The sequence below is a fragment of the Haloarchaeobius baliensis genome, assembly GCF_052060055.1.
Taxonomy (GTDB): Archaea; Halobacteriota; Halobacteria; order Halobacteriales; family Natrialbaceae; genus Haloarchaeobius; species Haloarchaeobius baliensis.
Window position 1 is genome coordinate 815,361 of the sequence record NZ_JBPPFR010000002.1, and the last position, 25,239, is coordinate 840,599.

Below are 25,239 nucleotides of genomic sequence, written 5' to 3' on the forward strand. Positions count from 1 at the left end.
TAGTACGGCCCTGCCGATTCGAACGAGCCGTTCGGACTACAGGACGGTGCCGTGTTTCTTGTCCGGGAGCTCCTTGTCGACGGTCTCGTAGAACCGGAACCGGTTCTCGAGCTCCGTGCGGAGCGACGACGGCGGCACGACGTCGTCGATGACGACCTCGCTCGCCATCCGGCGGACGTCGATGTCCTCGCGGTACTCCTCGCGCAGCTCGGCCTCGCGCTGCGCCCGTTCCTCGGGGTCGTCGATCTCGTTGAGCTTGCGGGCGTACACCGCGTTGATGGCCGCCTCGGGACCCATGATGGCGATCTCCCCCGAGGGAAGCGCGATGGTCGACTCGGGGTCGTACGCCGGCCCGGACATCGCGTAGATGCCCGCCCCGTAGGCCTTCCGGACGACGACGCACTGCTTGGGGACCGTCGCGCTGGAGGTGGCGTAGATCATCTTCTTGCCCTTCTCCAGGATGGCGTCCTTCTCGACCTGCGAGCCGGCCATGAACCCCGGCGTGTCGGCGAGGTACAGCAGCGGGATGTTGAACGCGTCGGACTTCCAGATGAACTCGGCGGCCTTCTCGGCGGCGTCCGGGAAGATGGCGCCGGCGCGCTGGGCGGGCTGGTTGGCGACGATGCCGACCGGCCGGCCGTCGATGCGGGCGTAGGCCGTGATGATCTCCTTGCCGTAGTCGGGTTTGAGCTCGAAGTAGCTCCCCTCGTCGACGACGCGCTCGATGACCCGCTCCATGTCGTAGCCCTTGTTCGGCTCCTGCGGGATGATGGAGTCGATGCCATCGGGCGGATGTGCCGGTGCTCTCGACTCGGCCCGGGGCGGGTCCTGGTCGCTGTTGTCCGGCAGGTAGGTGACGAGCTGGGAGACGAGCTCGCGGGCGTGCTCCTCGCTCTCGGCGACGAGGTCCGCACTCCCGGACTCCTCGGCGTGCATCCGTGCGCCGCCGAGCTCCTGCATCGAGATGTCCTCGCCGGTCACCATCTGGACCATCCGCGGGGATGCGATGGCCATCGCGGACATCCCCTCGACCATCACGGTGAAGTCCGCGAAGACGGGCGTGTACGCCGCGCCGGCGATACACGGGCCGTAGAGCACGCAGACCTGCGGGACGCGCCCGGAGAGCATCGAGTGGTTGTAGTAGTACTTCCCGATGCCCTCGCGGTTGGCGAAGAAGCCGGTCTGCTGGTCGATGCGGCCGCCCGAGGAGTCCATCAGGTAGAGGACGGGGCGGCCGGTCTTCAGCGCGCGCTGTTGCATCCGGAGGAACTTCTCGACGCCCTTGGCCGCCATCGACCCGCGCTTGACCGTGTAGTCGTTGGCCATGAAGTGGACGTCGCGGCCGTCGAACGTCGCGCCGCCCGTGATGAGGCCGTCGGCGGGCAGCTTGTCGTCGGCGTCGAACTCCGCGAACCGGCCGTCCTCGAAGAGGAACGCGTCGTCGTCGTCCTGGTCGAACCAGAGGTCGAGGCGGTCCCGGACGAACAGCTTGTCCTCCTCGTGGAGCGTGTCCTTGTACTTCGCGGGGCCGCCCTCCAGGATCTCCTCGATCTGCTCGAGCAGCAGTTCCTCGCGCTCGGTCGGGCCGAGGTCCTCGTACTCCGCCGGGACGTCCGACTCGCCCGCGTCGCCTTCGGGGGCGTCGTGGGTCGCGGCCGGTTCGTCGCTCTGCCCGACGTACACCTCGACGTCGTCCCCGACGTGCTCGGCGAGCGCGGCCGCGATGGCCGACGCCTCCTCGGCCGACGCGCCCTCGCTGATGCGCACTTTCATGTCTCGGCGTGCGCGCGGTTTCGTGAGAAAGGTTTCCCTTTGGGTTGCCGCGAGGATTGCCGAGGTGGCCGGGAGGAATCGAGATGGCAGCGGTCAGACCGCAACCGGTGGCGGCGGACGGCGTCTGGCCGGCAGCTCACGCCGCGATGCCGTCGCTGTTCCGGACCGCGGTGTAGAGCCGGCGGCCGGCGTTCACCGTTGCCACGACCAGTCCGGCGATGGCGACGAAGATCGTCAGTGTGAGCCCGACACCGAAGACGACGCCGGCCAGCTCCGTGCCGTTGGGCCAGAGGTAGGGGACCGTCATCGTCCAGGCGAGGAGGAACAGCTGGAGCGCCAGCCAGCGGCTCGTCCACTTGTACCGACTGACCAGCTGGTAGAACGTCTCCTTCTCGAACGTGAGGTCGATGCTCTCCTTCGTCTTCGTGCCGGCCTGTCCGCGGAAGCTCTGTGACATCGTTCACCCGCATATGGCCGGTTCCAGGGAAAAGGGAGTGGTGCCAGTTCTGGCTTCGTGAAGCTCGGAGGACCCGCTGACGGCAGAGTTCGGTACGGGCAGGACCTCGTCACTCGTCAACACATCGAGCCCGGTCCGTGTATCTTCCGTGTCACACCGGCGTTCGTCTCGGTCTGTTCAGTGGAATCGTCGCGGGCGGACACGATGACGTTCTCATACGGTGAAGCTGCCGTCGAACGCACACGTTTTTGCGTCTGTGGCGTCTCCGCTCGGGCGTGCCAAACGAGTGGGACGCGGAGACGCTGTTCGACGTGTTCGAGCGCGCGGACGCCCGCCGGATCCTCGCGCTCACCTCCGTCGAGGAGCTGTCCGCCCAGGAGCTGGCCGACCGGTGTGACACCTCCGAGGCGACAATCTACCGACGGCTCGACGTGCTGCAGGACCACGACCTCGTCGTCGAGCACGAGCGCGTCGACGAGGACGGCAACCACTTCCGGACCTACGGGACGAACCTCGACGAGGTCTGTTTCCAGCTCCGCGACGGGGGCTTCACCATCGACGTGACGTACCGCCGGGACCTCGTGGACGACGAGCTCTGAGGACCGGCCGAGCCCACGACCGGGGGAAAGTATACCACGGCACCCCCACGACGGTCGTACGTTGCCCTCCGATAGCCCGTCCGACGACGACACAGATGTATCGACCCGACCCTGGGCTGGCTACGACGAACTCGCCGGACGCCACGGCGACTCGACCGACGACGACTGGACGACGCCGTGGGGAGACAACCCGCTCCAGCGCCACTACTCCTGGCCGGCGACCCGCGATCTGTTGCCCACCCTCGACGACGAGCGTGTGCTCGACGCCGGCTGTGGCGTCGGCGACCACGTCGACTGGCTGCTCGACCGCGGTGCGACTGTGACCGGCATCGACGCCAGCGAACAGGCCGTCGAGACGGCGGCGGACCGGTTCGACGACCGCGCGACGTTCCGCCACGCCGTCCTAAGCGAGCCGCTCCCGTTCGAGGACGCCGCGTTCGACGTGGTACTCAGCCACCTCGTGCTGGACCACGTCGCGGACCTCGACGCGGCGTTCGAATCGCTCCACAGGGTGCTCGCCGACGGCGGCACGCTCGTCTTCACGATGATCCACCCGATGCAGCTCTACCTCGCGTTCGAGTCGGTCGAGCGGTACTACGACCGGCAGCCCGTCGAACTCGGCTGGGACGCGCCCGTGCGAACGTTCCACCGGCCCGTCACCGACATCTTGACCGCGCTCGCCGACGCTGGGTTCCGGCTGGACCGCGCGCTCGAACCCGAACCACCGGAATCCTACCTGCCGCTCGCGAACGAGGAGTGGCAGGTCGACGAACGGCCCCAGATACTGTGTGTTCGGGCGACGGCGGCGTGAGCGGCGGTCGCGGTACCAGCCGCCGTCAGTCCAGCGCCGACTCCAGCCGGTCGATGTACGACTGGCTGCCGACGTGGACCGGGACGCGCTGGTGGAGTTCGGTCGGCTCGACGGACAGCAGCGACTGGCTCCCGTCCGAGGACGCGCCACCGGCGGTCTCGATGACGTAGCCGATGGGGATGCCCTCGAACTGGAGGCGGAGCTTCCCGTTCGGCGCTGACTCGAGTGCGGGGTACGCGAAGATGCCGCCGTAGGTGACGACCTGGTTCACGTCGGCGATCATCGCGCCGCCGTAGCGCAGCTTCAGCTCGTCCTCGACCTCGTCCACGTAGGCCGCGAAGTCGTCGGGCCAGTCCGGGACGCGGCCGCCGAAGCCGTAGACGACGGCGTCGTCGGGGATGGTGACGTCGCGCTCGATGACACCGCGTTCGTCGCCGCTCAGCTCGTACTCGTGGACGGCTCCGTCGCGCGCGACGAGCATCGTCGTCACCGGCCCGTACAGCACGTAGCCGGCGGCGACGAGGTCCTCGCCACGGGCCGGCAGTTCGGCGTCGTACACGCCGAAGATGGTGCCCATCGCGTTGTTGGACTTGAGGTTCGACGAGCCGTCGAGCGGGTCGACCGCGACCGCGACGCCCTCGCCGCAGTCGGCGATGTCCGGGCGCTCCTCGCTGGCGTACTGGCCGACGCCGTCGATGCTCGACAGGCGGTCCTCGAGGAGGCCGTCGGCCCAGACGTCGGCCTCGACCTGCTCGTCGCCGCTGGGGTTCTCCTCGTCGACGGTGCCGCGTCGGCCGACGAGTCCCTGGCGGATCTCGGGTGCGGTCTCGGCGATGACGTCGACGATGGCGTCGACGGTCGTGCCGGTGCTGCGCTCTTGCATCATCGATCCAGCGCTTCCTCGGCGGAGGCGCCCTCGTAGATGACGGCCTCGAGGGCGTCGAGGATCTCGCGGGGGTTCTCGCGCTGCCAGACGTTCCGGCCGACCGCGAGGCCCTTGCCGCCGGCCTCCATGCAGCCCTCGACCTGCTTGAGGAACGCGTAGTCGTCGGTCTTCGAGCCGCCGGACATGACGACCTTGACCTTGCCTGCGGCGTCGACCGCCCACTCCATGTTCTCGGGCGAGCCGGGGTACTTGACCTTCGCGATGTCGGCACCGAGTTCGAGCGCCTGCCGGGCCGCGTAGGCGATGGTCTCGGGGTCGCGGTCGTTCTTCAGGCCCTGGCCGCGCGGGTAGGACCACATGACCATCGGCACGTCGTGTTCGCGGGCGTCCTCCTGGGCCTTCCGGAACTCCTCGGCCATCTCTATCTCGTGGTTCGAGCCGCCGTAGAGGGTGAACCCGAGCGCGTCGGCGCCGCACTCCTCGACCGCGTAGTCGACCGAGCAGTTGACCGCGGAGTCGGGCTCGCCCATCCAGAGGTTCGACGTGCCGTTGAGCTTCATGAGGAGGTTCACGTCGTCCTCGTAGGACGGGTAGTACGCCTCGGCGACGCCCTTCTGGACGGCCATCGCCGTCACGGCGTCGTGTGTCGCCACGTCGAACACCGTCGATGGGTCGATGGTCTCGGGAACCGGCTCGAAGTCCACGGGGCCGTGCTCCAGCCCGTGGTCCATCGCGAGAATCAGTACCTTTCCGTCGCGGACGATGGGTGAGTCGTCGATGGGTCGCATTCGGTTCCAAATTCGCCGAAGTCCCTATTAAAGCGTGGTGTTCGGAACGGGGGATGGAAATATCGGTCGAGTCAGGAGTAGCAGGCTTCTACCGCGCTCTCGGCGGCGCTGACCAATCCCCGAAAACACACTACAGCGGTAGTAAATATTCCGGTGGGTTCGTCACTCCTGCTGGAACGCCTCGCGCGCCGAGAACCGCCACGTCCGCGCCTGCATCACGCTCACGTCGAGCGCCTCCGCCAGCGCCGATGCGTCGACCCACGCGAGCTGGCGGACAGTCGTGATCCCCGCGTCGGCGAGCTGGTCGGCGACCCAGCCGTCGACGACAGCCTCGACCGGCGTCGGGCGCTCCCGGTCCGCCCAGACGTCGACGGGTTCGCGCTCCACCGGGTCGTACTCGCGGACGCCGAGCTCCTCCCAGTCGCTCGTCGACGCCGCCACCCAGTCGCGTTCGTCGTCGTGCAGTCCGCCCATCGACTCCGCGCGCTCGTCCAGCCCGTCGCCGAGCGTCGACGACCACGAGAGCGAGTACTCCCGGCGCAGGTCCGTCGCCACGCCCTGCTCGACGCCCGCCTCCACGAGGTCCGTGTACGTCACCCGCTTCTCGGTCACGTCGGTCGCCGTCACACCCGCTTCGGTGAGCTGGGCCGCCGCCACGGGCGTGACCCCGTCCAGGCCAGCCAGCGTCTCGGCGTCGGCTACCAGCTCCTCGCCGCCGTCGTTCGTGCCCATCCGTCACTGTTGTTCTCTCCAGCACCGGTCTTGAATGTTGGTGTGCCGGCCGCGATTCGTGGAACCGAACGTGAGTGTTCGGACACGTGTCGTTTCGATTCCGATGGTATCCTGGCGGCGGACCTTGGAAACCCCGATTCCTCGTCGACAGCCGACCAACCGGGTGGCGCGTGGCTGTCTCGGAATCGCGTGCGATTCCGATGGCCAGTGAGAGCTTGCTCTCACCCTGGCGAGCGTGCCGAGCAACGCGAGGCCGCTCGCAGACGCTCGTGCGAGGGATGAGCGAGGGAGCCTGCGACCGAGCGAAGAGGCTGGGGAGGCGTGAGGTGCGGTGCGGTCGCGGTGGGCGGGACTGAAAGGGGCGAGTCGCTGGAGGAAGGCGGCCGACGCAAGCACCGCAGGAACGAGGAGCGGTCACGAGACGCTCGCGTCTCGTGAGCCCACCGGAAATCTCCGATTTCCGGGGACGCAGCGAGGCCCCCGACTCCAGCGCCTCGGGGCTTTCTGGCTGTTCGCGGTCTCAGCTACACCGGTAGTGCGGGCCGAAGCGAGAGGTCTCTCGACCGCAAACCACGACACAACTCACGGAACGTCTTTAGGGCATCACGCGATAGAGGCAGTCATATGACACGGGTGATCCACACCGCCGACACCCACCTCGGCTACCGGCAGTATCACTCGCCCGAGCGCCAGCGGGACTTCCTCGCAGCGTTCGAGCGGGTGGTCGCGGACGCCGTCGAGGACGACGTGGACGCGGTGGTCCACGCGGGCGACCTGTTCCACGACCGACGGCCCGGGCTGAAGGACCTCCAGGGGACGGTCGCGGCCCTCCGGACGCTCGCGGACGCCGGCATCCCGTTCCTCGCCGTGGTCGGGAACCACGAGGGCAAGCGCGACGGGCAGTGGCTGGACCTGTTCGAGGACCTCGGGCTCGCCACTCGCCTCGACAGCGAACCGCACGTCGTGGGCGACACGGCGTTCTACGGGCTGGACTTCGTGCCGCGGTCGCGTCGCGAGGAGCTGGACTACGAGTTCGCCGCACACGACGCCGAGTACGCGATGCTGGTGAGCCACGGGCTGTTCGAGCCGTTCGCGCACGCCGACTGGGACACCGAACGGCTCGTCGAGGAGTCGACGGTCGACTTCGACGCGCTGCTGCTGGGCGACAACCACGCCCCGGGCGTCGAGGAGGTCGCGGGGACGTGGGTGACCTACTGCGGGTCGACCGAGCGCGCGAGCGCCACGGAGCGCGACGACCGGGGGTACAACATCGTCGCAACGGAGGAGGGGACGGTCGCCATCAGCCGCCGGGCCATCCCGGACACGCGTCCGTTCCGGTTCGTCGATGTCGAGCTCAAGGAGGGGGAGGGCGTCGAGCGCGTCCGCGAGGCGGTGCGCGAGCACGACTGCGAGGACGCGGTGGTCGTCGTCACCGTCACGGGCGACGGCGAACCCGTCTCGCCCGCGCCGGTCGAGGAGCTGGCCATCGACCGCGGCGCGCTGGTCGCCCGAGTGAACGACCGCCGGGAGTTCGACGAGGAACACGAGGTCGAGGTGACGTTCGCGGACCCCGACGAGGCGGTGCGCGAGCGCGTTCGCGAGCTGGGCCTGAGTCAGGCCGCCCGCGACGTGGACGAGACGGTCCGCGCCTCGAAGGTCGCCGACTCGAACGTTCGCGACTCGGTGAAAGAGCGCGTCGAGAGCCTCGTCGACGACGGCGACCTCGACGCGTTCGAGGGTGTCGACGGCGAGGACGCGGTCGACGAGGCGGAATCGGCCGACGACGAGCCGGTCGAGGACGAGTCGGCCGGGGAGGTCACCGAGGACGACCCGTCGGAGTCCGAGCCGGCGTCGACCGACGGTGGTGACGCGGTGCGTGTCGAAACGGAAAGCCGCACCGGGAGCGACGACGGGAACGAACCCGTAGCGGACACCGGCGACGAGACGGACGAGCCGCCCACCGGCACCGACTCGCAGTCCTCCATGGAGGAGTTCCTGTGAGGGTCGACCGCGTCCGCCTCTCGAACTTCAAGTGCTACGGCGACGCCGACCTCTCGCTGGATCGCGGCGTCACCGTCGTCCACGGCGTCAACGGCAGCGGGAAGTCCTCGCTGCTGGAGGCCTGCTTCTTCGCGCTGTACGGCTCGGCCGCCATCCCGGGCACCCGCGAGGACGTCATCCGGACCGGCGAGGAGGAGTGCGAGGTCGAGCTCTGGTTCCGCCACGACGGCGCGGACTACCACCTCGAACGGAGCCTGAAGGACTACGGCGACCGCGTCTCCCACGACTGCCTGCTGGAGGGCGGCGACGCATCCTGGGAGGGGCCGAGTGCGGTCGATTCGGCCATCACGAACCTGCTGCGGATGGACGCCGACGCGTTCGTCAACTGCGCGTACGTCCGTCAGGGCGAGGTGAACAAGCTCATCCACGCGAGTCCGAGCACCCGGCAGGACATCATCGACGACCTGCTGCAGCTGGGGAAGCTGGAGGAGTACCGCGAGCGCGCCAGCGAGGCGAGACTGGGCGTGAACGACGTGCTCGACAACGCCCGCGGCCGCATGGAGGGCCTCGACGAGCAGGTCGCCGAGAAGGAGTCGAAGGGGCTGCACGACCAGCTCAACGAGCTCCAGAGCGAGCTGAACGACACCCGGGGCGAGATCGAGCGACTGGAGGGCAACGTCGCGGAGGCGGAGTCCACCCGCGAGGAGGCACAGGCCGTCCTCGACGACCACGAGGAGAAGCAGGCGGAGCTCGAATCGGTCGAGGACGACGTGAGCGAGCTGCAGGACGACATCGCCGAGACCGAGCGCGACCGTGAGGCGCTGAAATCCCGCATCGCGGACCGGCGCACCGAGCTGGACGACCTGCGCGCGGAGCGCGACGAACTCCTGGGAGCGGTCGACCTCCCCGACGCGGACGAGATCCCGGCGGACGCCGAGGTCGCGACCGACGACACCGCCGCCCGCGTCGACCACCGGCTCGACGAGCTCGACGCCGAGGCCGAGACCCTGCAGGAGCGCATCAACGAGCTCTCGGTCGACATCGGCTCGAAGTCGGACGAGGCGGACCGGCTGGCCGACCGCGCCGACGAGCTCGAGGCCGAGGCCGAGGGGAAGCGCGGGGACGCCGACGAACTCGAATCGACGGCGGACGTGGCCGCCGCCGACCTCGACGACCTCCGCGAGAAGCTCGAGGGCTTCGACGACGACATCGCGGCCCACCGCGAGCGGTTCGACGACGCGCCCGTCGCGTTCGGCGAGGCGGAGTCACACCTCGCGGACCTGCGCGAGGAGCGCGAGGACCTGCGCGAGGAGGCGAGCGAACTCCGGACCGCGGTCGAGACGCTCCGGAACCGCATCGAGGAGGCCGAGACGCTCCTCGATGAGGGCAAGTGCCCGGAGTGCGGCCAGCCCGTCGACGGCTCGCCGCACGTCGACTCGCTCGACGACGACCGCGCCGAGCTCGAATCGAAGGCGGACGCACTCGACGACGTGGAGGAAGAGATCGACGAGCTCGACGGGCGCATCGAGGCGGCCGAGGCACTCCGCGAGGCGGAACGGGAGGTCGCCAGCCTCGAGGAGAACCGCGACAACCTCGAACAACTCCGCGAGCAGAAGGCCGCGAACGTCGAGGAGAAACGGGAACGGGCCGCCGACCTCCGGGCGGAGGCCGACGAGCTCGAGGCAGAGGCGGAGGAGAAGCGCGACGCCGCCGAATCGGCCCGCGAGGCGGCCGACGAGCTGCGGCGCGAGCTGGGCGAGGCCAACGGCGAGCGCGCCGACGTGAAGGAACGCATCGAGACGCTGGAGCGGCTCTCGGAGCTGTACGACGAGGTCGAGTCGACCGAGGCAGAGGTCGAACGCCTCCGCGACGAGCGCGCGAGCAAGGCCGAGCTCAACGAGGAGCGGCGGGAACGCCTCGCCGAGAAGCGCGAGCGCAAGCGCGAGCTCGAGGACCAGGTCGACGAGGAGCGCGTCGAGAAAGCTCGGAGCGAGAAGCAGCGCGCCGAGGAGTACCTCGAGCAGGCGACCGAGGCGCTCGCGGAGCTGGAGTCCGAGGAGGCCGACCTCAGGGACCGCATCGGCGGCGTGCGCAACGAGATCGAGGAGCTGGAGTCGCTCCGGGCGAAGCGCGACGCCGTCAGCGAGCGGGTCGACGCGCTGGCGTCGCTGTACGACGAGGCGCAGGACCTCCAGCAGATGTACAGCGACCTGCGCGCCGAGCTCCGGCGGCGGAACGTCGAGACGCTCGAACGGATGCTCAACGAGACGTTCGACCTGGTGTACCAGAACGACTCGTACTCGCACATCGAGCTCTCGGGCGACTACGAGTTGACGGTGTACCAGAAGGACGGCGAGACGCTCGACCCGGAGCAGCTCTCCGGCGGCGAGCGCGCGCTGTTCAACCTGAGTCTGCGCTGTGCCATCTACCGGCTGCTCTCCGAAGGTGTGGAGGGCGCTGCGCCGATGCCACCGCTCATCCTCGACGAGCCGACCGTCTTCCTCGACTCCGGCCACGTCTCGCAGCTGCTCACGCTCGTCGAGACGATGCGGGTCGACTACGGCGTCGAGCAGATCATCCTCGTGAGTCACGACGAGGAGCTCGTCGGCGCGGCGGACTCGCTGGTCCACGTGGAGAAGGACCCGACCACGAACCGCTCGTCGGTCAGCCGGGGCGAGCGGCCGATCCCCGGACTGGACTGAGGGCTACTCCCTCTCGCGGAGTGCCGTGACGCCGTCCACCGCGAGCTCCGTCGCCGCGTAGCCGCGCTCGCCGGCGATGCGAGCCTCCTGGACGAGTCCGGCGGCGTGGAACTCCGTCAGCAGGCCGAGCAGGTCGCTCTCGCAGAGGTCGTAGTCGGCCAGCAGGTCCCGCACGGCGACGGCTTCGCGGTCGACGAGCTCGACGAGCAGGCCGAGCGAGCGGTCGTCGTGGGTGGCCGAGAGGACGCGGCGGACCGCGGGCGGGACGGCGCCGGCGGCGACCGAGAGCGCGGACTCGTCGTCGACCGCGACGAGGCTGTCGTTCGGTCGGAACTCCTCGACTCCGGTCTCGGGGTCGCGGACCAGCGTCGACTCGCCGGACCTCTTGACCACCAGCAGGATGCGGCCGTCGTCGTCGCGGACCGTTCGCATGGATCGCGGTTCGGGCGCGAGGGGTTAGTCGTTGTCGCCGTCGGCCGGTTCCTCGGCGTCGGCGTCCGGGTCGGTTGCGTCGGCGGCGTCGGCGTCCGGGTCGGTTGCGTCGGCGGCGGGGTCCGTGGCGCCGCCGGCGGCGGACGCCGAGGCCGCCTTGCTGCCGTCGCCCCTCGGGAGGTCCCAGGTGCGGAGGCGGTAGACGCCGTAGACGAAGCAGACCAGTCCGGCGGCCAGCAGTCGGCCACCGAGGTACCAGTCGCCACGGAAGATGACGTACAGCGCGCCGAGGCTCCCGGCGAGGAGCGCGGCGTTGAACGCCAGGACGAGGATCCAGAACTTCCGCTGGAGGTCCGCCGGCGCGTCGATGTCGGCGGTCGAACCGGGGGATGGAGCCTCCGGAATCCGCACGGAGGGCGTGAGCTCCGCCTCGTAATCGCGGAGGTCGGCCTCCGGGTCCGGCTCGCCGGGGCCCTTCTCGTCGTTGCCCTCCAGTAGGTCGTCCAGCACGCGTGAGTATTGGAGCGGCGGCAGGAAAAGGGTTGCTCGTTCGAGTCGTGCGTTGGGTGGCTCAGGCGTGCTCTCGGAGGGAGAACGTCTCTCCGGCCTCTAGCCACGCAAGCGGGTTCTCGGCGTCGTAGAATACGGTGCCCTCGTCGGTCTCGTATGTCTCGATGGACTCGACGCCGTCAATCTCGTCTCTATCGGCCGTGCGTCCGTCAGTTTGCGTTGCGTGGTCGGACAAGCCGGTCACCTCAAAGGGTGGTATACAGTAACAGGGTATATGTCTTGTTGCCGCGGGGAAATCAGACTCGACCGACAGGACGGGACGGTAACCGCCGACTACCAGGTGCGAGCGTGACGTTCGCGGGGTGCGAACCACGGACGTTTTTATCACTGCCCCCGAACCGTCGCCAATGACCGACGCAGGGGACTCAGAACAGCTGACTCTCGGGGGCGCGTTCGGCGACGGCGGGTCGACCGACGCCGACACAGACGACGGGCTCAGCGAGTCCGACCTCGTCGCCGAGGCCGAGGCCGTCACCACGCCGGGGCTCGAGGATGCCGACTTCGTCGAGGCCGACGAGGCCCTGTTCCCCGACCCCGACGGGACCGTCTCGCTCTCCGTGATGCAGGTCGACTACACCGTCGAGGGCTCGGGCGAACACGAACAGCCCGTGATACACGTGTTCGGTCGGACCGCCGAGGGCACCGCCGAGCACGTGATGGTGTTCGGCTTCCAGCCGTACTTCTACGCGCCGACCGCCTCGCTGGACGAGTCCGACCTCGACGACGAGGACGCGATCGTCGACTGGGAGGAGAGCGACGACGACGGCGAGCCCTACGAGAGCATCCGCGGCGAGCGCCTGACGAAGATCTTCGGGCGCACGCCGCGGGACGTCGGGAACATCCGCGACCGCTTCGACCACTACGAGGCCGACGTGCTGTTCCCGAACCGGTTCCTCATCGACAACGGCATCAACAGCGGCATCACCGTGCCGAACCGCCGCGGCGAGAGCGGCACCATCCGCATCCCCCACGAGGAGGTCGAGGCGACCGACCTGACCGCCGAGCCGCGCGTGAACACGTTCGACATCGAGGTCGACGACCGCAACGGCTTCCCCGAGGACGGCGAGGAGCCGATCATCTGTCTCACCTCGCACGACTCCTACGACGACGAGTACGTCGTCTGGCTCGCCATCGCGGACGAGTACGACGGCGAGGCACCCGCCGCCCTGCCCGACTACGACCCCATCGAGGGCGAGCTGGACCTCAGGGTCGAGGTGTTCGACGGCGACGACCAGCTCGAGGCCGAGCGACGGATGCTCGAGGCGTTCCTCGACTACATCGACGAGACCGACCCGGACCTGATGACCGGCTGGAACTTCGAGGACTTCGACGCGCCGTACTTCCTCGACCGGCTCGAGGAGCTGGACTCGACGATGCACGACCAGGACCTCCGGCCGGACCGGCTCTCCCGGGTGAACGAGGTCTGGCGTTCGGGCTGGGGCGGCCCCAACGTGAAGGGCCGTGTCGTCTTCGACCTGCTGTACGCCTACAAGAGCCGGCAGTTCACCGAGCTTGACTCCTACCGGCTCGACGCCGTCGGGGAGACCGAACTCGACGCGGGCAAGGAGCGCTACACCGGTGACATCGGCGACCTGTGGGAGAACGACCCCGGACGGCTGCTCGAGTACAACCTCCGCGACGTGGAGCTCTGCGTGGAGATCGACGCGAAACAGGACATCATCTCGTTCTACGACGAGGTGCGCACGTTCGTCGGCTGCAAGATCGAGGACGCGCCGACGGCGGGCGACGCCGTCGACATGTACGTCCTGCAGAAGGTCAACGGCGAGTGGGTGCTCCCCTCGAAGGGCCAGCAGGAGTCCGAGGACTACGAGGGTGGCGCGGTGTTCGACCCCATCACCGGCGTCAAGGAGATGGTGACCGTGCTCGACCTGAAGTCGCTCTACCCGATGTGCATGGTGACCATCAACGCCAGCCCCGAGACGAAGGTCGACCCCGACGCGTTCGACGGCGACACCTACCGTGCCCCCAACGGCACCCACTTCCGCAAGGACGAGGACGGGATGATCCGGGCGATGGTCGACGAGCTGCTGGAAGAGCGCGAGGCCAAGAAGGAACTGCGGAACCAGCACGACCCCGGCAGCCAGGACTACGAGCGGTACGACCAGCAGCAGGCCGCGGTGAAGGTCATCATGAACTGCTTCTCGTCGGATACGGATGTCCTCACCCCGGATGGTGTCCGAAACATCAGGGATCTCGACGTTGGTGACGAGGTGTACTCGCTGGACCCCGACACGATGGAGATGGAGGTCAAACCCGTCGTCGAGACCCACGAGTACCCCGACTACCGGGACGAGATGGTCGACATCCAGACGAGCAAGATAGATTTCAGCGTCACGCCGAACCATCGGATGCTCGTCCGCAAGGACGACAGGAACGGTGCGTCGTGGGACGACTTCCGGTTCGTCGAAGCTGGTGACCTCACCGATTCCTCGCACTACGAACTGCCACATGGCTGGGACGGGCCGGACGGGGAGAGCCTCGACCGGGTGGACATCACGGAGTTCCTCGACGGTGACTTCGAGGTCTGGGCGAACAACGACGTCCACGGGCATACGCTGGCCGCCGAGGTGGGTTTCTACCCGGACAAGATGGAGAAACAGGGTGAGGACGGAACTGGATACGTCTTCGACGCCGAGACGTTCGAAGCGCATCGTGAGTACCTCGACGAGCACTGTTCAAGTTTCTACGTCCACGCGGAGCGCGGTCGAAAGTGGATTCCGCGGTTCTACGACGGCGACGACTTCCTCGAACTGCTCGCCTGGTACATCACCGAGGGGTCGGTCTACACGTCCGCGGACAAGCAGTTCGGCGAGAACTTCCGCGGGAGTGCGACGTCCGTCAACATCGCACAGGACGCCATCGCCGACGGTGGGGACGGCGACGACCACACGGCTATCGGGGAATTGCTCGACAGGATGGCGTTCGACGCGTACGTGGACGACCGCGGGTACCAGTTCACCTCGGAACTGTTCGGGTCGTGGTTGGAGGCCACCTGCGGCGGTAACAGCTTCGAGAAACGGATTCCGGAGTTCGTCTTCGACCTGAGCCGAGAGCAGAAGGAACGGTTCCTGAACACCCTCATCGCGGGCGACGGCGACCGGCAGGTCAACAGCTGGCGGTACACGACTTCGAGCGAACGCCTCCGTGACGACGTGTTGCGTCTCTGTGCCCACCTCGGTCTGACGGCGAGCTACAACCACGACAGCGGGTCGTGGCGGATTTACTGCACAGACGGCGGGAAGAATAGCTTCCGGATGCACCGCTCCGGCAGCACGAGCACGGCCGACGATGGCGCGTACTGTGTGACCGTCGAGGACAATCATACGCTGCTCGCAGGGCGAAACGGGAAGTTCCAGTTCGTCGGCCAGTCGGTGTACGGGGTGCTCGGCTGGGACCGGTTCCGTCTCTACGACAAGGAGATGGGTGCTGCGGTTACTGCAACCGGTAGAGAGGTCATCAAGTTCACCGAGGAGTCCGCGAACGAACTCGGGCACGAGGTGGCCTACGGGGATACTGATAGCGTAATGATAAGTCTTGGCAGTGATGTCGACACTGATGAGGCCATCCAGCTCTCGAAGGACATCGAGGAACACATCAACCAATCCTACGACGAGTTCGCGCGTGAAGCGTTGAACGCGGAGTTCCACCGCTTCCAGATCGAGTTCGAGAAGCTCTACCGCCGGTTCTTCCAGGCGGGCAAGAAGAAGCGCTACGCCGGCCACATCATCTGGAAGGAGGGCAAGCACGTCGACGACATCGACATCACCGGCTTCGAGTACAAGCGCTCGGACATCGCGCCCATCACGAAGGAGGTCCAGCACGAGGTCATCGACAAGGTCGTCCGCGGTGCCGAGGAGTCCGAGATAACAGAGTACATCCACGACGTCATCGTCCGGTTCCGCGACGGCGAGTACAGCTACGACGAGATCGCCATCCCGGGCGGCATCGGCAAGCGACTCGACAACTACGACACGGACACGGCTCACGTCCGCGGGGCGAAGTACGCGAACCTGCTGTTCGGGACGAACTTCGACCGCGGCTCGAAGCCGAAGCGGCTCTATCTGGAGAAGGTCCACCCGGACTACTTCCAGCGGCTGGAGGACGCGGGCGAGTTCGACCCACAGCACGACCACCGCTACGGCGAGTTCAAGCGCGAGCAGGACGTCATCTGCTTCGACTACGCCGACCAGATCCCCGACGAGTTCGAGGTGGACTACGACAAGATGCTCGACAAGACGTTGAAGGGGCCCATCGCACGCGTCATCGAGGCGCTGGGCATCTCCTGGGAGGAGGTCAAGACCGGCCAGGAGCAGACCGGACTCGGCAGCTTCATGTAGGCGTCGACCGCGGTGCGTGCGGTCGGTTCGGACGCGACGGGCGCTGTTTTACAATCGTGAACAAAATTTTCCGATATGCGAATCAGAGACACGGGAATACGCAAGCATTATGGGGCCGACACCCTTTCCCTAGACCACTAGAGGTAGCCAGCATGGCAAAACTCGAACTCAACAATCTCCACGCGAGCGTTGCAGAAGACGATGGCGAGAAGATCCTCGACGGCGTCGACCTCGAGGTCGAATCCGGCGAGATCCACGCCCTCATGGGCCCGAACGGCTCCGGCAAGTCCACCACAGCGAAGATCGTTGCCGGCCACCCGGCCTACGAGGTGACAGACGGCGAGGTACTGCTCCACCTCGAACAGGGCGACTTCGGCGAGGACTTCGACATCCCGGCGGACAAGCGCACCTGGAACCTGCTCGAACTCGAGCCCAACGAGCGCGCTGCACTCGGTATCTTCCTCGGCTTCCAGTATCCCGCCGAGATCGAGGGCGTCACGATGACGAACTTCCTCCGCACCGCCCTCAACGCGAAGATCGAGGAGCGCGAGGAGCTCTTCGAGGACGACGACGAGGAGGAGGCAGAAGAAGAGGAGGCGGGCTACGACACCTCCCCGATGGAGGGCCCCGCGGACGAGGGCGAGGTCGGCGTCGCCGAGTTCCAGCAGCTCCTCCAGGCGAAGATGGAGCAGCTCGACATGGACGAGAAGTTCGCCCAGCGGTACCTCAACGCCGGCTTCTCCGGCGGTGAGAAGAAGCAGAACGAGGTCCTCCAGGCCGCAATCCTCGAACCGAGCATCGCGGTGCTCGACGAGATCGACTCCGGGCTGGACATCGACCGGCTGCAGGACGTCTCCCACGGCATCAACGCGCTGCGCGACGAGCAGGGCACCGGCATCCTGCAGATCACGCACTACCAGCGCATCCTCGACTACGTCGAACCCGACCACGTCCACGTCATGATCGACGGCCGGATCGCCAAGTCCGGCGGCCCCGAGCTCGCGGAGCAGCTCGAGGACGAGGGCTACGACTGGGTCCGCGAGGAAGTCTACGAGACCGCGTAACCACCCCGACAACACCACACCACAATCATGAGTTCCGATCAAGACCACCTCAAAGAGACCGACACCGAAGCCCGGTTCGAGTTCAAGAAGGAGGAGAAGTCCGCCTTCCAGACCGAGAAGGGCCTGACCGAGGAGACCATCCGTCTCATCTCGGAGGACAAGGACGAGCCCGAGTGGATGCTCGAGCGCCGTCTGCGCGCACTGAAGCAGTTCCAGCAGATGCCGATGCCGACCGACTGGCCGGGACAGCCCGACCTGAGCGAGGTCGACATCGACGAGATCGTCCCGTACATCCGCCCGGACATCGAGACCCGCGGCGGCGCGGACGACTGGGACGACCTCCCCGAGGAGATCCAGGACACGTTCGAGAAGCTGGGCATCCCGGAGGCCGAGCGGAAGGCGCTCTCGGGCGTCGGCGCGCAGTACGAGTCCGAGATCGTCTACCAGAACATGCAGGAGCAGTGGGAGGAGAAGGGCGTCATCTTCTGTGACATGGACAAGGCCGTCCAGGAGCACGAGGAGATCGTCAAGGAGTACTTCATGACGAAGTGCGTCCCCCCGAGCGACAACAAGTTCGCGGCACTCCACGGCGCGGTCTGGTCCGGCGGCTCGTTCGTCTACGTGCCCGAGGACACGACCGTCAACATGCCCGTGCAGGCGTACTTCCGGATGAACTCCGAGGGGATGGGCCAGTTCGAGCACACGCTCATCATCGCCGAGGAGAACTCCGAGGTGCACTACATCGAGGGCTGTTCCGCCCCGAAGTACTCCGCGTTCAACCTGCACTCCGGCGGCGTCGAGGTGTTCGTCGGCGAGAACGCCCACGTCCAGTACTCGACCGTGCAGAACTGGTCGAAGAACACCTACAACCTGAACACCAAGCGCGCCATCGTCGAGGCCGAGGGGACGATGGAGTGGGTCTCCGGCAGCATGGGCTCGAAGGCGACCATGCTCTACCCGGCGACCATCCTGAAGGGCCGCGGCGCGACTGACAACCACATCACCATCGCGTTCGCCGGCGAGGGCCAGAACATCGACACCGGCGCGAAGGTGTACCACAACGCGCCGAACACGAAGTCGACCATCGAGTCCAAGTCCATCTCGAAGGACGGCGGCCGCACGAACTACCGCGGCCTCGTCCACATCGCCGACGGCGCGGAGCACTCCTCCACGTCCGTCGAGTGTGACGCGCTCATGTTCGACAACGAGTCCACCTCGGACACGATGCCGTACATGGAGATCCAGGAGTCGAAGGTCGACGTCGCCCACGAGGCGACCGTCGGCAAGATCGGCGACGAGGACGTCTTCTACCTCCAGTCCCGCGGACTGGACGACGACGACGCCAAGCAGATGATCGTCGCCGGCTTCATCGAGCCCATCACGGAGGAGCTGCCCATCGAGTACGCGGTCGAACTCAACCGCCTCATCGAGCTGGAGATGGAGGGGAGCCTCGGATAATCATGAGCACACAGGTACACGCAAACCTCACACGCGACCAGGTCGAGCAGATCTCCGCCGAGCTCGACGAGCCCGAGTGGCTGCTGGAGACGCGTCTCTCCGCACTCGACGCGCTCGACGAGCTGGACATGCCGAGCGTCATCCAGACGCCCGGTCGAACGTGGACGAACCTCACCGACCTCGACTTCGAGGGCTTCGTCGACCCACTCAACGCCGCCCAGGACAAGGAGCGCGAGAGCGCCGAGGGCATCGAGGTGCTGGAGTGGAGCGAGGCCGTCGCCGAGCACGGCGAGCTCATCGAGGAGCACTTCGGCAGCGTCGTCGACCCCGAGGAGAACTACCTCACCGCGCTGTCGACCGCGCTGTTCACCGACGGCACCGTCGTCTACGTGCCCGAGGGCGTCGACGCCGAGGACGTGAAGATCCGGACGACGATGAACAGCCGCTCGCTGTTCAACTACACGCTCGTCGTCACCGAGGAGTCCTCGTCGGTCACCATCCTCGAACGGCAGTCCACCGGCGACGACGTCGAGGGCGAGCGCTACTACAGCGGCATCGTCGAGATCGCCGCCGGCGAGAACTCCCACGTCCAGTACGGGAGCCTCCAGAACCTCGACCAGGAGACGTACAACTACACGCTCAAGCGCGGCACCGCCGACACGTACGCCACGGTCAACTGGATCGAGGGCAACATGGGCTCCCGGCTCACCAAGAGCGAGGTCGAGACCACGCTCGCCGGCGACGGCTCCGAGAGCCACATCGTCGGCGCGTTCTTCGGCCACGACGACCAGCACTTCGACATCAACAGTCGGGTCTGGCACCGCGCCGAGCACACCACCGCCGACCTCGTCACCCGCGGCGTCCTCGACGACCGCGCCCGCTCCGTCTACGAGGGCGTGCAGGACGTCGGCCGCGACGCCTGGAACACCAGCAGCTACCAGCGCGAGAACACGCTGATGCTGAGCGACGACTCCGAGGCCGACGCCTCCCCGAAGCTCATCATCAACAACCACGACACCGAGGCCAGCCACTCCGCGACGGTCGGCCAGGTCGACGAACAGGACCTGTTCTACATGACCAGCCGCGGTGTCGACCCGCGCCGCGCCCGCAACATGCTCGTCGAGGGCTTCTTCGTGCCCGTGCTCGACGAGGTCGCCGTCGACGAACTCCGCGACGACATCGAGGAGCTCGTCGCCGAACGGCTGCGCGAGTAAGGCGTTCGCCACGCCCGGCCGCCGCGCTCGTCTCTTTGCGGTTCGTTCGCACACTACCGGCAGCTTGAGGTGTGACCTTCTCGTCGACCAGGCCATGACCGATACCGACTGCGTGTTCTGCGACATCGTCGCGGGCGAGGCGGACGCGCTCGTCATCGAGGACCGCGACGGTGGCGAGGAGCGGGCGGCGACGCTCGCGTTCTCGCCGCTGGACCCGGTCGCGCCCGGGCACGTGCTCGTGATTCCGAAGGCCCACCACGAGTCGCTGTTCGACGTCCCGGCGGACGTCCTCGGGGACGTGATGGCGCACGTGCAGGACCTCGCGACCCGGATGCGTGGCGGCGAGGACCGCGAACGGGGATTCGACGGCGTGAACGTCCTCACCGACAACACCGAGTACCAGTCCGTTCCACACCTCCATCTCCACCTCGTCGGCCGCCACGACGGCGACCCGGACCTGTTGCCCGACAGCGGCGACTGCGACATCGCGAAGCGCGACGCCTTCGACGCCGTCACCGCCGCCCTCGACGACGACTGAGTCGACGGCCGAGCGCGCGGCTCGTCGACGCGACCAGTCGACCGGCAACCCGTCGAGCGGAGAGGGAGAGCGTTAAGTGACCGGCTCTCCACCGTTCCCTCATGAGTTTGGGACAGCGCGTCGCCACCGACCACCAACTCGCCCGTCTCCTGCAGATCGGGGCGGTGCTGGAGGAGGTGGTCGAATCCCGCGCGTACCACCACATCGACTCCTTCGACGACGACGGCGTCGACGACGACGTCCGCGACCTGCTGGAACACGCCGCCGAGGAGTCGGCCGAGCACCGCACCCGCCTCGAGGCACTCATCGAAGATCTGGACGCCGAGACCGTCCCGTACGAGGAGATCAACAAGCTGGTCGAGGCCCAGTACGCCCAGACGAAGCCCGAGGACTTCGACGGGCTGCTGTACGACCAGCTCTGCAACGAGGAGACGGCGTACAAGTTCTACGACGACCTCATCGAGGCCATCGAGGCGAGCGAGAGCGAGTTCAGCATCGACCGCGAGCACGTGCTCACGACCCTCCGCGAGATCCGCGAGGAGGAGGCCGAGGGCGTCGAGGAAGTGACCGCAATCATGGAGCGACGAGCGTGAGGACCCACCGATGAACACCGCAGACCAGTACCTCAAGGCGATCTACCTGGTGCAACGGATGGAAGACGGCCCGGCCGCGACGGGTGCGCTGGCCGACATGCTCGACGTCTCCCCGGCGAGCGTCAACGAGATGGTCGGCAAGCTCCAGGAGCGCGGGCTCGTCGACCACGAGAAGTACAAGGGTGCGACGCTCACCGACGATGGCATCGTCCGCGCGGAGGACGCGCTCCAGACCTACTGCATCATCGAGCGCTTCCTCGCGAACGTCCTGGAGGTCGAGGACTACCGCGGCGAGGCCGGTGCGCTGGAGGCCGTCATCGACGACACCGTCGCGGAACGGCTGGACACCATCATCGACCGCCGCGACGAGTGCCCCGACTGCTTCGACGCCGAGGCCGACCAGTGCTGCTACCTCGAGGCGCCCGCCGGCGAGAGCGCGGACTGAGCCCGAGTTTACTTTCGCCCCGGTTTCCCTGAATTTAATACGCGCTCTATTCTGCTGGAAGCATGGAGTGTCCGACCTGTGAGAAGGTGTTGTCGACCGAGCAGGGAATGCGCCAGCACCACACCAAGGTCCACGGCGTCTCGTTACCGAATCGAGAGTGTTCGGGCTGTGGAACCGCGTTCTACGACCCCAAGGCACAGCGTGAGTACTGTGAGGATTGCAATCCAAACGCGGGTGAGCACAACGGGAACTGGAAGGACGCAAAAGAGGACGCGACGTGTGCACTCTGTGGCGGTTCTTTCGAGTATTATCCTTCGGACAAGGATGGTGTATACTGTCCGACCTGTGTCGAGGAAAGTGACGAGTTTCTCGGTGACGCTTCGTGGGAGGTGTGGGACGTAGAGCGTGTGGACCGGAACTGTGACGAGTGTGGAGTCGAAATGACCGTACTCAAATCAGACCGTGAACGTGGTATCGGCAGGTTCTGTTCGCGGGACTGCCTTTCGGCCTGGATGTCTACCGACGAGGAGTGGGACCCCAGCGACTACAGTGGTTCTTGGTATCCAGTGCGACGAGAGGCGTTGGAACGTGACGGTCACGAATGCCAGTCCTGTGGACTGTCGAAGACAGATATGGGTCGAGAGCCAGACGTCCACCATATCGTGCCGGTGCGTGAGTTCGACGATCCACAGGACGCTCATACGATTGAAACCGTTATCTGTCTGTGCCGTAGCTGTCACCGGCTTGCTGAAATCGGTCGAATTCCAACACCCGTGCCGTAGGAATAACAACGCATAAATCGGTCCACACGCAACCCTCGACTGCTTAGCCCTGTGGTGTAGTGGCCAATCATATGGGCCTTTGGAGCCCATGACAACGGTTCGAATCCGTTCAGGGCTATTGTAGGAAAATTTATATTTTCTATCGAGTCGAGAACGCATCTTTTTCATACGTCCCACCCCTCCATCCGAATCCAATGGGCTTTGGGAGCTACGACGAATCCGAACAGCAGGACCAGGACAGCGACATCGACGAGGACGACGCGGTCACCGTGCACGAGCACGACCACGAGGGCGAGGTGTCGTTCGACCAGGGGGAGATGTCGAACGAGGACCTCGTCGGGCAGCTCCAGCAGATGAAAGACGGCGACGACGAGTAACGGCTCGTCGAGCAGTTGCGGTCGCGGTCTACTCGTTCTCGTAGAAGGCGTCGGCGCCGTGGTCGTCCTGCCAGGCGAACGCGAACAGCCGGCGGCTCGGCAACCGGTCGAGGCCCCGGCCGTCGTCGCTCTCGCCGGTCGCGCCGTCCCAGCGGGCACCGTCGGCGACGAAGGTGCCGGGTTCGGCGGTGCGCTCGAACGCGAAGCCGGGGTTCTCGAAGGCGTGGATGCCGTCCGGCGTGGCGAAGACGACCACGTCTCGGTCGCCGACGGACGCGTGGACGACGCTTCCGGCGGCCTCGACGCGCGGGAGCGGGAATCCGAGCGCTGCGTCGCCGTCGGTCAGGCCGAGGACGACGGTCTTCGGGGCGAGGTCGTCGCGGTCCCAGTCGCGCTCGTCACCGGTGCCACGGTGGGCGGCCAGCCCGAAGCCGTCCATGTCGAAGTAGCGCTCGTACGGGGCGGCGTCGTAGTCGATGGGTTCGGGAGTATCGTCCTCGCTGGCGGCCTCGCTTTCGCCGCCCGGCGCGGCGAGCACCTCGCCGTCGGGGTTCGCCTCGCGGAAGCAGCCGACGGTCGTCATCGCGGCCGGACGGACGGTGAGCTCGGTGCCGGCGAGGGGGCCGTCGATGGCGACGCCGCGGCTCTGCTTCCACTCGCTGTCTGTCTCGCGGTCGTACATCACGAGGTCGTCGTCCGCCAGCTTGCCCGACACGCCGAAGGTGAGTGTGCGGGTGTCGCCGTCGACGGGCACCGTGCGCTCGTAGACCACTGCGCTCCCGCAGAGAGGACACCAGGTGACGGCGACGGGGGTTCCGGCCGCGTCGGCGGCGTTGACGATCTCGTGGTAGTGGAGGTACCGGACCGGGTAGGCGCGTGCCGGGTCGCCGTCGACGACGACCACCTCGTCGTCGGGGTCGCCGCTGTAGTCGGCGACGGGTTCGTAGGTCGGCTCGTCGACGCTCGGGATGGCGTCGCGCGGGAGGACGTTCCTGACGTGCACGTCCGGCGATGTGTGCGACGGGAGCATAAGGAGTCGGGTGTGTGGTGGGCTCGATGCACGCCAGCCCGTCAGTCTACTCGAGGACGAATCTGACGCGCTCGCCGTCGGAGCCCCGCGTCTCGCGGCCGGTGACGGTGACGGTGCCGACGTCGGCGGTCGACTCGACGTGGGTGCCGGCGCAGGCGGTGCGGTCGTAAGGGTCGCTGGCGGCGTCGGCGCGCTCGCAGGCGCCCGTCGGGCCGTCACCGCCGATCTCGACGATGCGGAGCTCGGTGATGGAGTCCGGGAGCAGGTGGATGCGGGTGCGGTCGGTGTCGAGCTCGGCCTCTGCGGTTGCGCGGTCCATCTCGTACCAGCGTACGGGCAGTGCGGCGTCCACGAGTTCGTTCAGGCCGTCCTCGATGGCGGCGAGGTCGTCGTCGTCGAAACGGTCGTGGTCGCAGTCCAGACGGGCGCGGTCTTCGTAGACCTGGTTGCCCGTGGTGGCCGCCTCGAACTCGTCGAGCAGGAGCGCCGAGAGGAGGTGCTGGGCGGTGTGGTAGCGCATGTGGGCGTGCCGTCGGTCCCAGTCGAGCTCGCCGACGACGGCGGTTCCCGGCTCGGGCGGGTCGCCGTCGAGGGTGTGGTAGATGGTGTCCTTCTTGGCGACGTCGGTGACGGTCCACTCGGTGCCGTCCTCGGCGGTGAGGGTGCCCTGGTCGGCGGGCTGGCCACCGCCGGCCGGGTAGAAGCAGGTGCGGTCGAGCACGACGCGGTCGCCGGCGACGCGCTCGACGGTCGCCTCGAACCGACGGGCGGACGAATCTGTCAGGTAGAGCGCTTCTGTCACGTCCGGAGCGAAGCTCTCCGAACACTTAATCCGCACTGTCGTAACGCCTAAGAGTTGTAGAGCCGTTTGTACGGATAACAATGACTACGGACCGTCTAATCTGGTGGGATTCTCTATGGGTGTCGAGATAAAGGAATCACGGGTCACCGACGAGGAGTTCGAGGAGATGCAAACGTTCGTGCACGACTACCTCCTCGCCAGCGTCGAGAACGAGGACGAGGGTGGCCGGATGCGCTGGTACCCGTGGCACTCCGCGGAGTACCGCTTCAACCACATCCTCAACGTCGTCGCCCTCGCCACGAAGATCGCGAAGAAGGAGGGCGCGGACGTGGACGTGACGCGGGTCGCCGCGCTGTTCCACGACATCGCGAAGCTCGACGCCGACCAGGACGTCCACGCCGAGGAGGGCGCCCGCGTCGCCCGGCAGTACCTCGAGACCCGCGGTGAGTTCCCGTCGTCGTTCGTCGACGAGGTGTGTCGCGCCATCGAGAACCACTCGTACCAGGGCGACCTCACGGACCTCTCGCTGGAGACGCAGTGTCTCATCGAGGGCGACGTGCTCGACAAGGTCGGCGCGAACGGCACGGCACTGATGCTGCTCCGGATGGGCTACGAGGCCCGGACGCACATGGACGCCGCCGAGATGGTCGACCGGGTGCTCGAACGCGGCCGCGACGCCGCCGAGCGCATCGAGAGCGACACCGCAGAGAGCATCGCACACCAGCGGCTCAAGCGCGTGAAGTGGTTCCGCGAGTGGCTGGAGCTGGAGGTCGCCGAGATGGAGCTCGGCGACGTCGAGTCCGTCCTCTGAGCCGGCTGGCCGTCTC

At 67.0% G+C, this 25,239-nt stretch carries 24 protein-coding genes and 1 tRNA gene; 15 read left to right on the plus strand and 10 right to left on the minus strand.

Annotated elements, in window-relative coordinates; genetic code table 11:
• Nucleotides 1-36: 36 nt before the first annotated feature.
• The gene (locus ACSG06_RS14955) at nucleotides 37-1,773 is read right to left on the minus strand and encodes an acyl-CoA carboxylase subunit beta (protein WP_440991078.1); all 1,737 of its coding nucleotides are present in this window, start codon (nucleotides 1,771-1,773) and stop codon (nucleotides 37-39) included.
• 136 nt (nucleotides 1,774-1,909) lie between these two features.
• Nucleotides 1,910-2,230, minus strand: coding sequence for a hypothetical protein (locus ACSG06_RS14960; RefSeq protein ID WP_440991079.1), 321 nt, complete (start codon nucleotides 2,228-2,230; stop codon nucleotides 1,910-1,912).
• A 275-nt stretch (nucleotides 2,231-2,505) separates the two neighbouring features.
• Here ACSG06_RS14960 and ACSG06_RS14965 point away from each other — a divergent pair, with 275 nt between their 5' ends.
• Together ACSG06_RS14965 and ACSG06_RS14970 are read left to right on the plus strand one after the other, a co-directional pair.
• The gene (locus ACSG06_RS14965) at nucleotides 2,506-2,829 is read left to right on the plus strand and encodes an ArsR/SmtB family transcription factor (protein WP_440991080.1); all 324 of its coding nucleotides are present in this window, start codon (nucleotides 2,506-2,508) and stop codon (nucleotides 2,827-2,829) included.
• Nucleotides 2,830-2,890: 61 nt separating this feature from the next.
• Nucleotides 2,891-3,640, plus strand: a complete 750-nt coding sequence (locus tag ACSG06_RS14970) for a class I SAM-dependent methyltransferase (RefSeq protein ID WP_440991081.1) — start codon at nucleotides 2,891-2,893, stop codon at nucleotides 3,638-3,640.
• A gap of 25 nt (nucleotides 3,641-3,665) precedes the next feature.
• Here the strand turns inward: ACSG06_RS14970 and ACSG06_RS14975 are convergent, their stop codons facing one another.
• The 3 genes from ACSG06_RS14975 to ACSG06_RS14985 form a co-directional block, all read right to left on the minus strand.
• Complete coding sequence (locus ACSG06_RS14975) at nucleotides 3,666-4,523, minus strand: class 1 fructose-bisphosphatase (protein ID WP_440991082.1); 858 nt, start codon at nucleotides 4,521-4,523, stop codon at nucleotides 3,666-3,668.
• On the minus strand, nucleotides 4,523-5,314 hold the full coding sequence (locus tag ACSG06_RS14980; protein ID WP_440991083.1) for a class I fructose-bisphosphate aldolase: 792 nt from the start codon (nucleotides 5,312-5,314) through the stop codon (nucleotides 4,523-4,525). Before ACSG06_RS14980 ends, ACSG06_RS14975 begins: the two co-directional genes overlap by 1 nt.
• A 162-nt stretch (nucleotides 5,315-5,476) precedes the next feature.
• Complete coding sequence (locus ACSG06_RS14985; protein WP_440991084.1) at nucleotides 5,477-6,046, minus strand: DUF7409 domain-containing protein; 570 nt, start codon at nucleotides 6,044-6,046, stop codon at nucleotides 5,477-5,479.
• 624 nt (nucleotides 6,047-6,670) lie between these two features.
• Here ACSG06_RS14985 and mre11 point away from each other — a divergent pair.
• Complete coding sequence (gene mre11 / locus ACSG06_RS14990; protein WP_440991085.1) at nucleotides 6,671-8,047, plus strand: DNA double-strand break repair protein Mre11; 1,377 nt, start codon at nucleotides 6,671-6,673, stop codon at nucleotides 8,045-8,047.
• The gene (gene rad50, locus ACSG06_RS14995; protein WP_440991086.1) at nucleotides 8,044-10,749 is read left to right on the plus strand and encodes a DNA double-strand break repair ATPase Rad50; all 2,706 of its coding nucleotides are present in this window, start codon (nucleotides 8,044-8,046) and stop codon (nucleotides 10,747-10,749) included. The genes mre11 and rad50 overlap by 4 nt, the downstream gene beginning before the upstream one ends.
• 3 nt (nucleotides 10,750-10,752) lie before the next feature.
• Here rad50 and ACSG06_RS15000 read toward each other — a convergent pair whose 3' ends face one another.
• The 3 genes from ACSG06_RS15000 to ACSG06_RS15010 all read right to left on the minus strand — a co-directional run bounded on the left by ACSG06_RS15000 (nucleotide 10,753) and on the right by ACSG06_RS15010 (nucleotide 11,926).
• Nucleotides 10,753-11,181, minus strand: a complete 429-nt coding sequence (locus ACSG06_RS15000) for a DUF7346 family protein (protein WP_440991087.1) — start codon at nucleotides 11,179-11,181, stop codon at nucleotides 10,753-10,755.
• A gap of 24 nt (nucleotides 11,182-11,205) precedes the next feature.
• A complete protein-coding gene (locus ACSG06_RS15005; RefSeq protein ID WP_440991088.1) occupies nucleotides 11,206-11,691 on the minus strand; it encodes a DUF7322 domain-containing protein in 486 nt (161 codons plus the stop codon).
• A gap of 61 nt (nucleotides 11,692-11,752) precedes the next feature.
• Nucleotides 11,753-11,926 carry a DUF7331 family protein gene (locus ACSG06_RS15010; RefSeq protein WP_438266574.1) on the minus strand — a complete coding sequence of 58 codons (174 nt, stop codon included), beginning with the start codon at nucleotides 11,924-11,926 and terminating at the stop codon, nucleotides 11,753-11,755.
• A gap of 172 nt (nucleotides 11,927-12,098) precedes the next feature.
• Here ACSG06_RS15010 and ACSG06_RS15015 point away from each other — a divergent pair, with 172 nt between their 5' ends.
• From ACSG06_RS15015 to ACSG06_RS15060, 10 genes are all read left to right on the plus strand, one after another.
• Entirely contained in the window at nucleotides 12,099-16,109 is a 4,011-nt protein-coding gene (locus tag ACSG06_RS15015; RefSeq protein WP_440991089.1) for a DNA polymerase domain-containing protein, read from the plus strand.
• Between the two features lie 152 nt (nucleotides 16,110-16,261).
• Entirely contained in the window at nucleotides 16,262-17,173 is a 912-nt protein-coding gene (locus ACSG06_RS15020; protein WP_440991090.1) for an ABC transporter ATP-binding protein, read from the plus strand.
• Nucleotides 17,174-17,200: 27 nt separating this feature from the next.
• A complete protein-coding gene (gene sufB / locus ACSG06_RS15025) occupies nucleotides 17,201-18,631 on the plus strand; it encodes a Fe-S cluster assembly protein SufB (protein WP_440991091.1) in 1,431 nt (476 codons plus the stop codon).
• A 2-nt stretch (nucleotides 18,632-18,633) separates the two neighbouring features.
• Nucleotides 18,634-19,845: a Fe-S cluster assembly protein SufD gene (sufD, locus tag ACSG06_RS15030; RefSeq protein WP_440991092.1), complete on the plus strand. Its 1,212-nt coding sequence runs from the start codon at nucleotides 18,634-18,636 to the stop codon at nucleotides 19,843-19,845.
• A 94-nt stretch (nucleotides 19,846-19,939) separates the two neighbouring features.
• The gene (locus ACSG06_RS15035; RefSeq protein WP_440991093.1) at nucleotides 19,940-20,383 is read left to right on the plus strand and encodes an HIT family protein; all 444 of its coding nucleotides are present in this window, start codon (nucleotides 19,940-19,942) and stop codon (nucleotides 20,381-20,383) included.
• Nucleotides 20,384-20,484: 101 nt separating this feature from the next.
• Entirely contained in the window at nucleotides 20,485-20,976 is a 492-nt protein-coding gene (locus ACSG06_RS15040; RefSeq protein ID WP_440991094.1) for a ferritin-like domain-containing protein, read from the plus strand.
• A 10-nt stretch (nucleotides 20,977-20,986) separates the two neighbouring features.
• Complete coding sequence (locus ACSG06_RS15045; protein ID WP_440991095.1) at nucleotides 20,987-21,421, plus strand: metal-dependent transcriptional regulator; 435 nt, start codon at nucleotides 20,987-20,989, stop codon at nucleotides 21,419-21,421.
• 62 nt (nucleotides 21,422-21,483) lie between these two features.
• Nucleotides 21,484-22,203 carry an HNH endonuclease gene (locus tag ACSG06_RS15050; protein ID WP_440991096.1) on the plus strand — a complete coding sequence of 240 codons (720 nt, stop codon included), beginning with the start codon at nucleotides 21,484-21,486 and terminating at the stop codon, nucleotides 22,201-22,203.
• 45 nt (nucleotides 22,204-22,248) lie between these two features.
• Nucleotides 22,249-22,321: transfer RNA gene (locus ACSG06_RS15055), tRNA-Gln, on the plus strand.
• A 76-nt stretch (nucleotides 22,322-22,397) separates the two neighbouring features.
• Nucleotides 22,398-22,580: a DUF5786 family protein gene (locus tag ACSG06_RS15060; RefSeq protein WP_440991097.1), complete on the plus strand. Its 183-nt coding sequence runs from the start codon at nucleotides 22,398-22,400 to the stop codon at nucleotides 22,578-22,580.
• Between the two features lie 28 nt (nucleotides 22,581-22,608).
• Here the strand turns inward: ACSG06_RS15060 and ACSG06_RS15065 are convergent, their stop codons facing one another.
• Both ACSG06_RS15065 and ACSG06_RS15070 read right to left on the minus strand, forming a co-directional pair.
• Nucleotides 22,609-23,583 (minus strand): DUF3179 domain-containing protein, encoded by a 975-nt coding sequence (locus ACSG06_RS15065; protein WP_440991098.1) that lies wholly within the window; start codon nucleotides 23,581-23,583, stop codon nucleotides 22,609-22,611.
• Between the two features lie 73 nt (nucleotides 23,584-23,656).
• Nucleotides 23,657-24,412, minus strand: a complete 756-nt coding sequence (locus tag ACSG06_RS15070; protein WP_440991099.1) for an alanyl-tRNA editing protein — start codon at nucleotides 24,410-24,412, stop codon at nucleotides 23,657-23,659.
• A 115-nt stretch (nucleotides 24,413-24,527) separates the two neighbouring features.
• On the opposite strand from ACSG06_RS15070, the gene ACSG06_RS15075 reads away from it, so the two are divergent.
• On the plus strand, nucleotides 24,528-25,223 hold the full coding sequence (locus ACSG06_RS15075; RefSeq protein WP_440991100.1) for an HD domain-containing protein: 696 nt from the start codon (nucleotides 24,528-24,530) through the stop codon (nucleotides 25,221-25,223).
• Nucleotides 25,224-25,239: the final 16 nt, after the last annotated feature.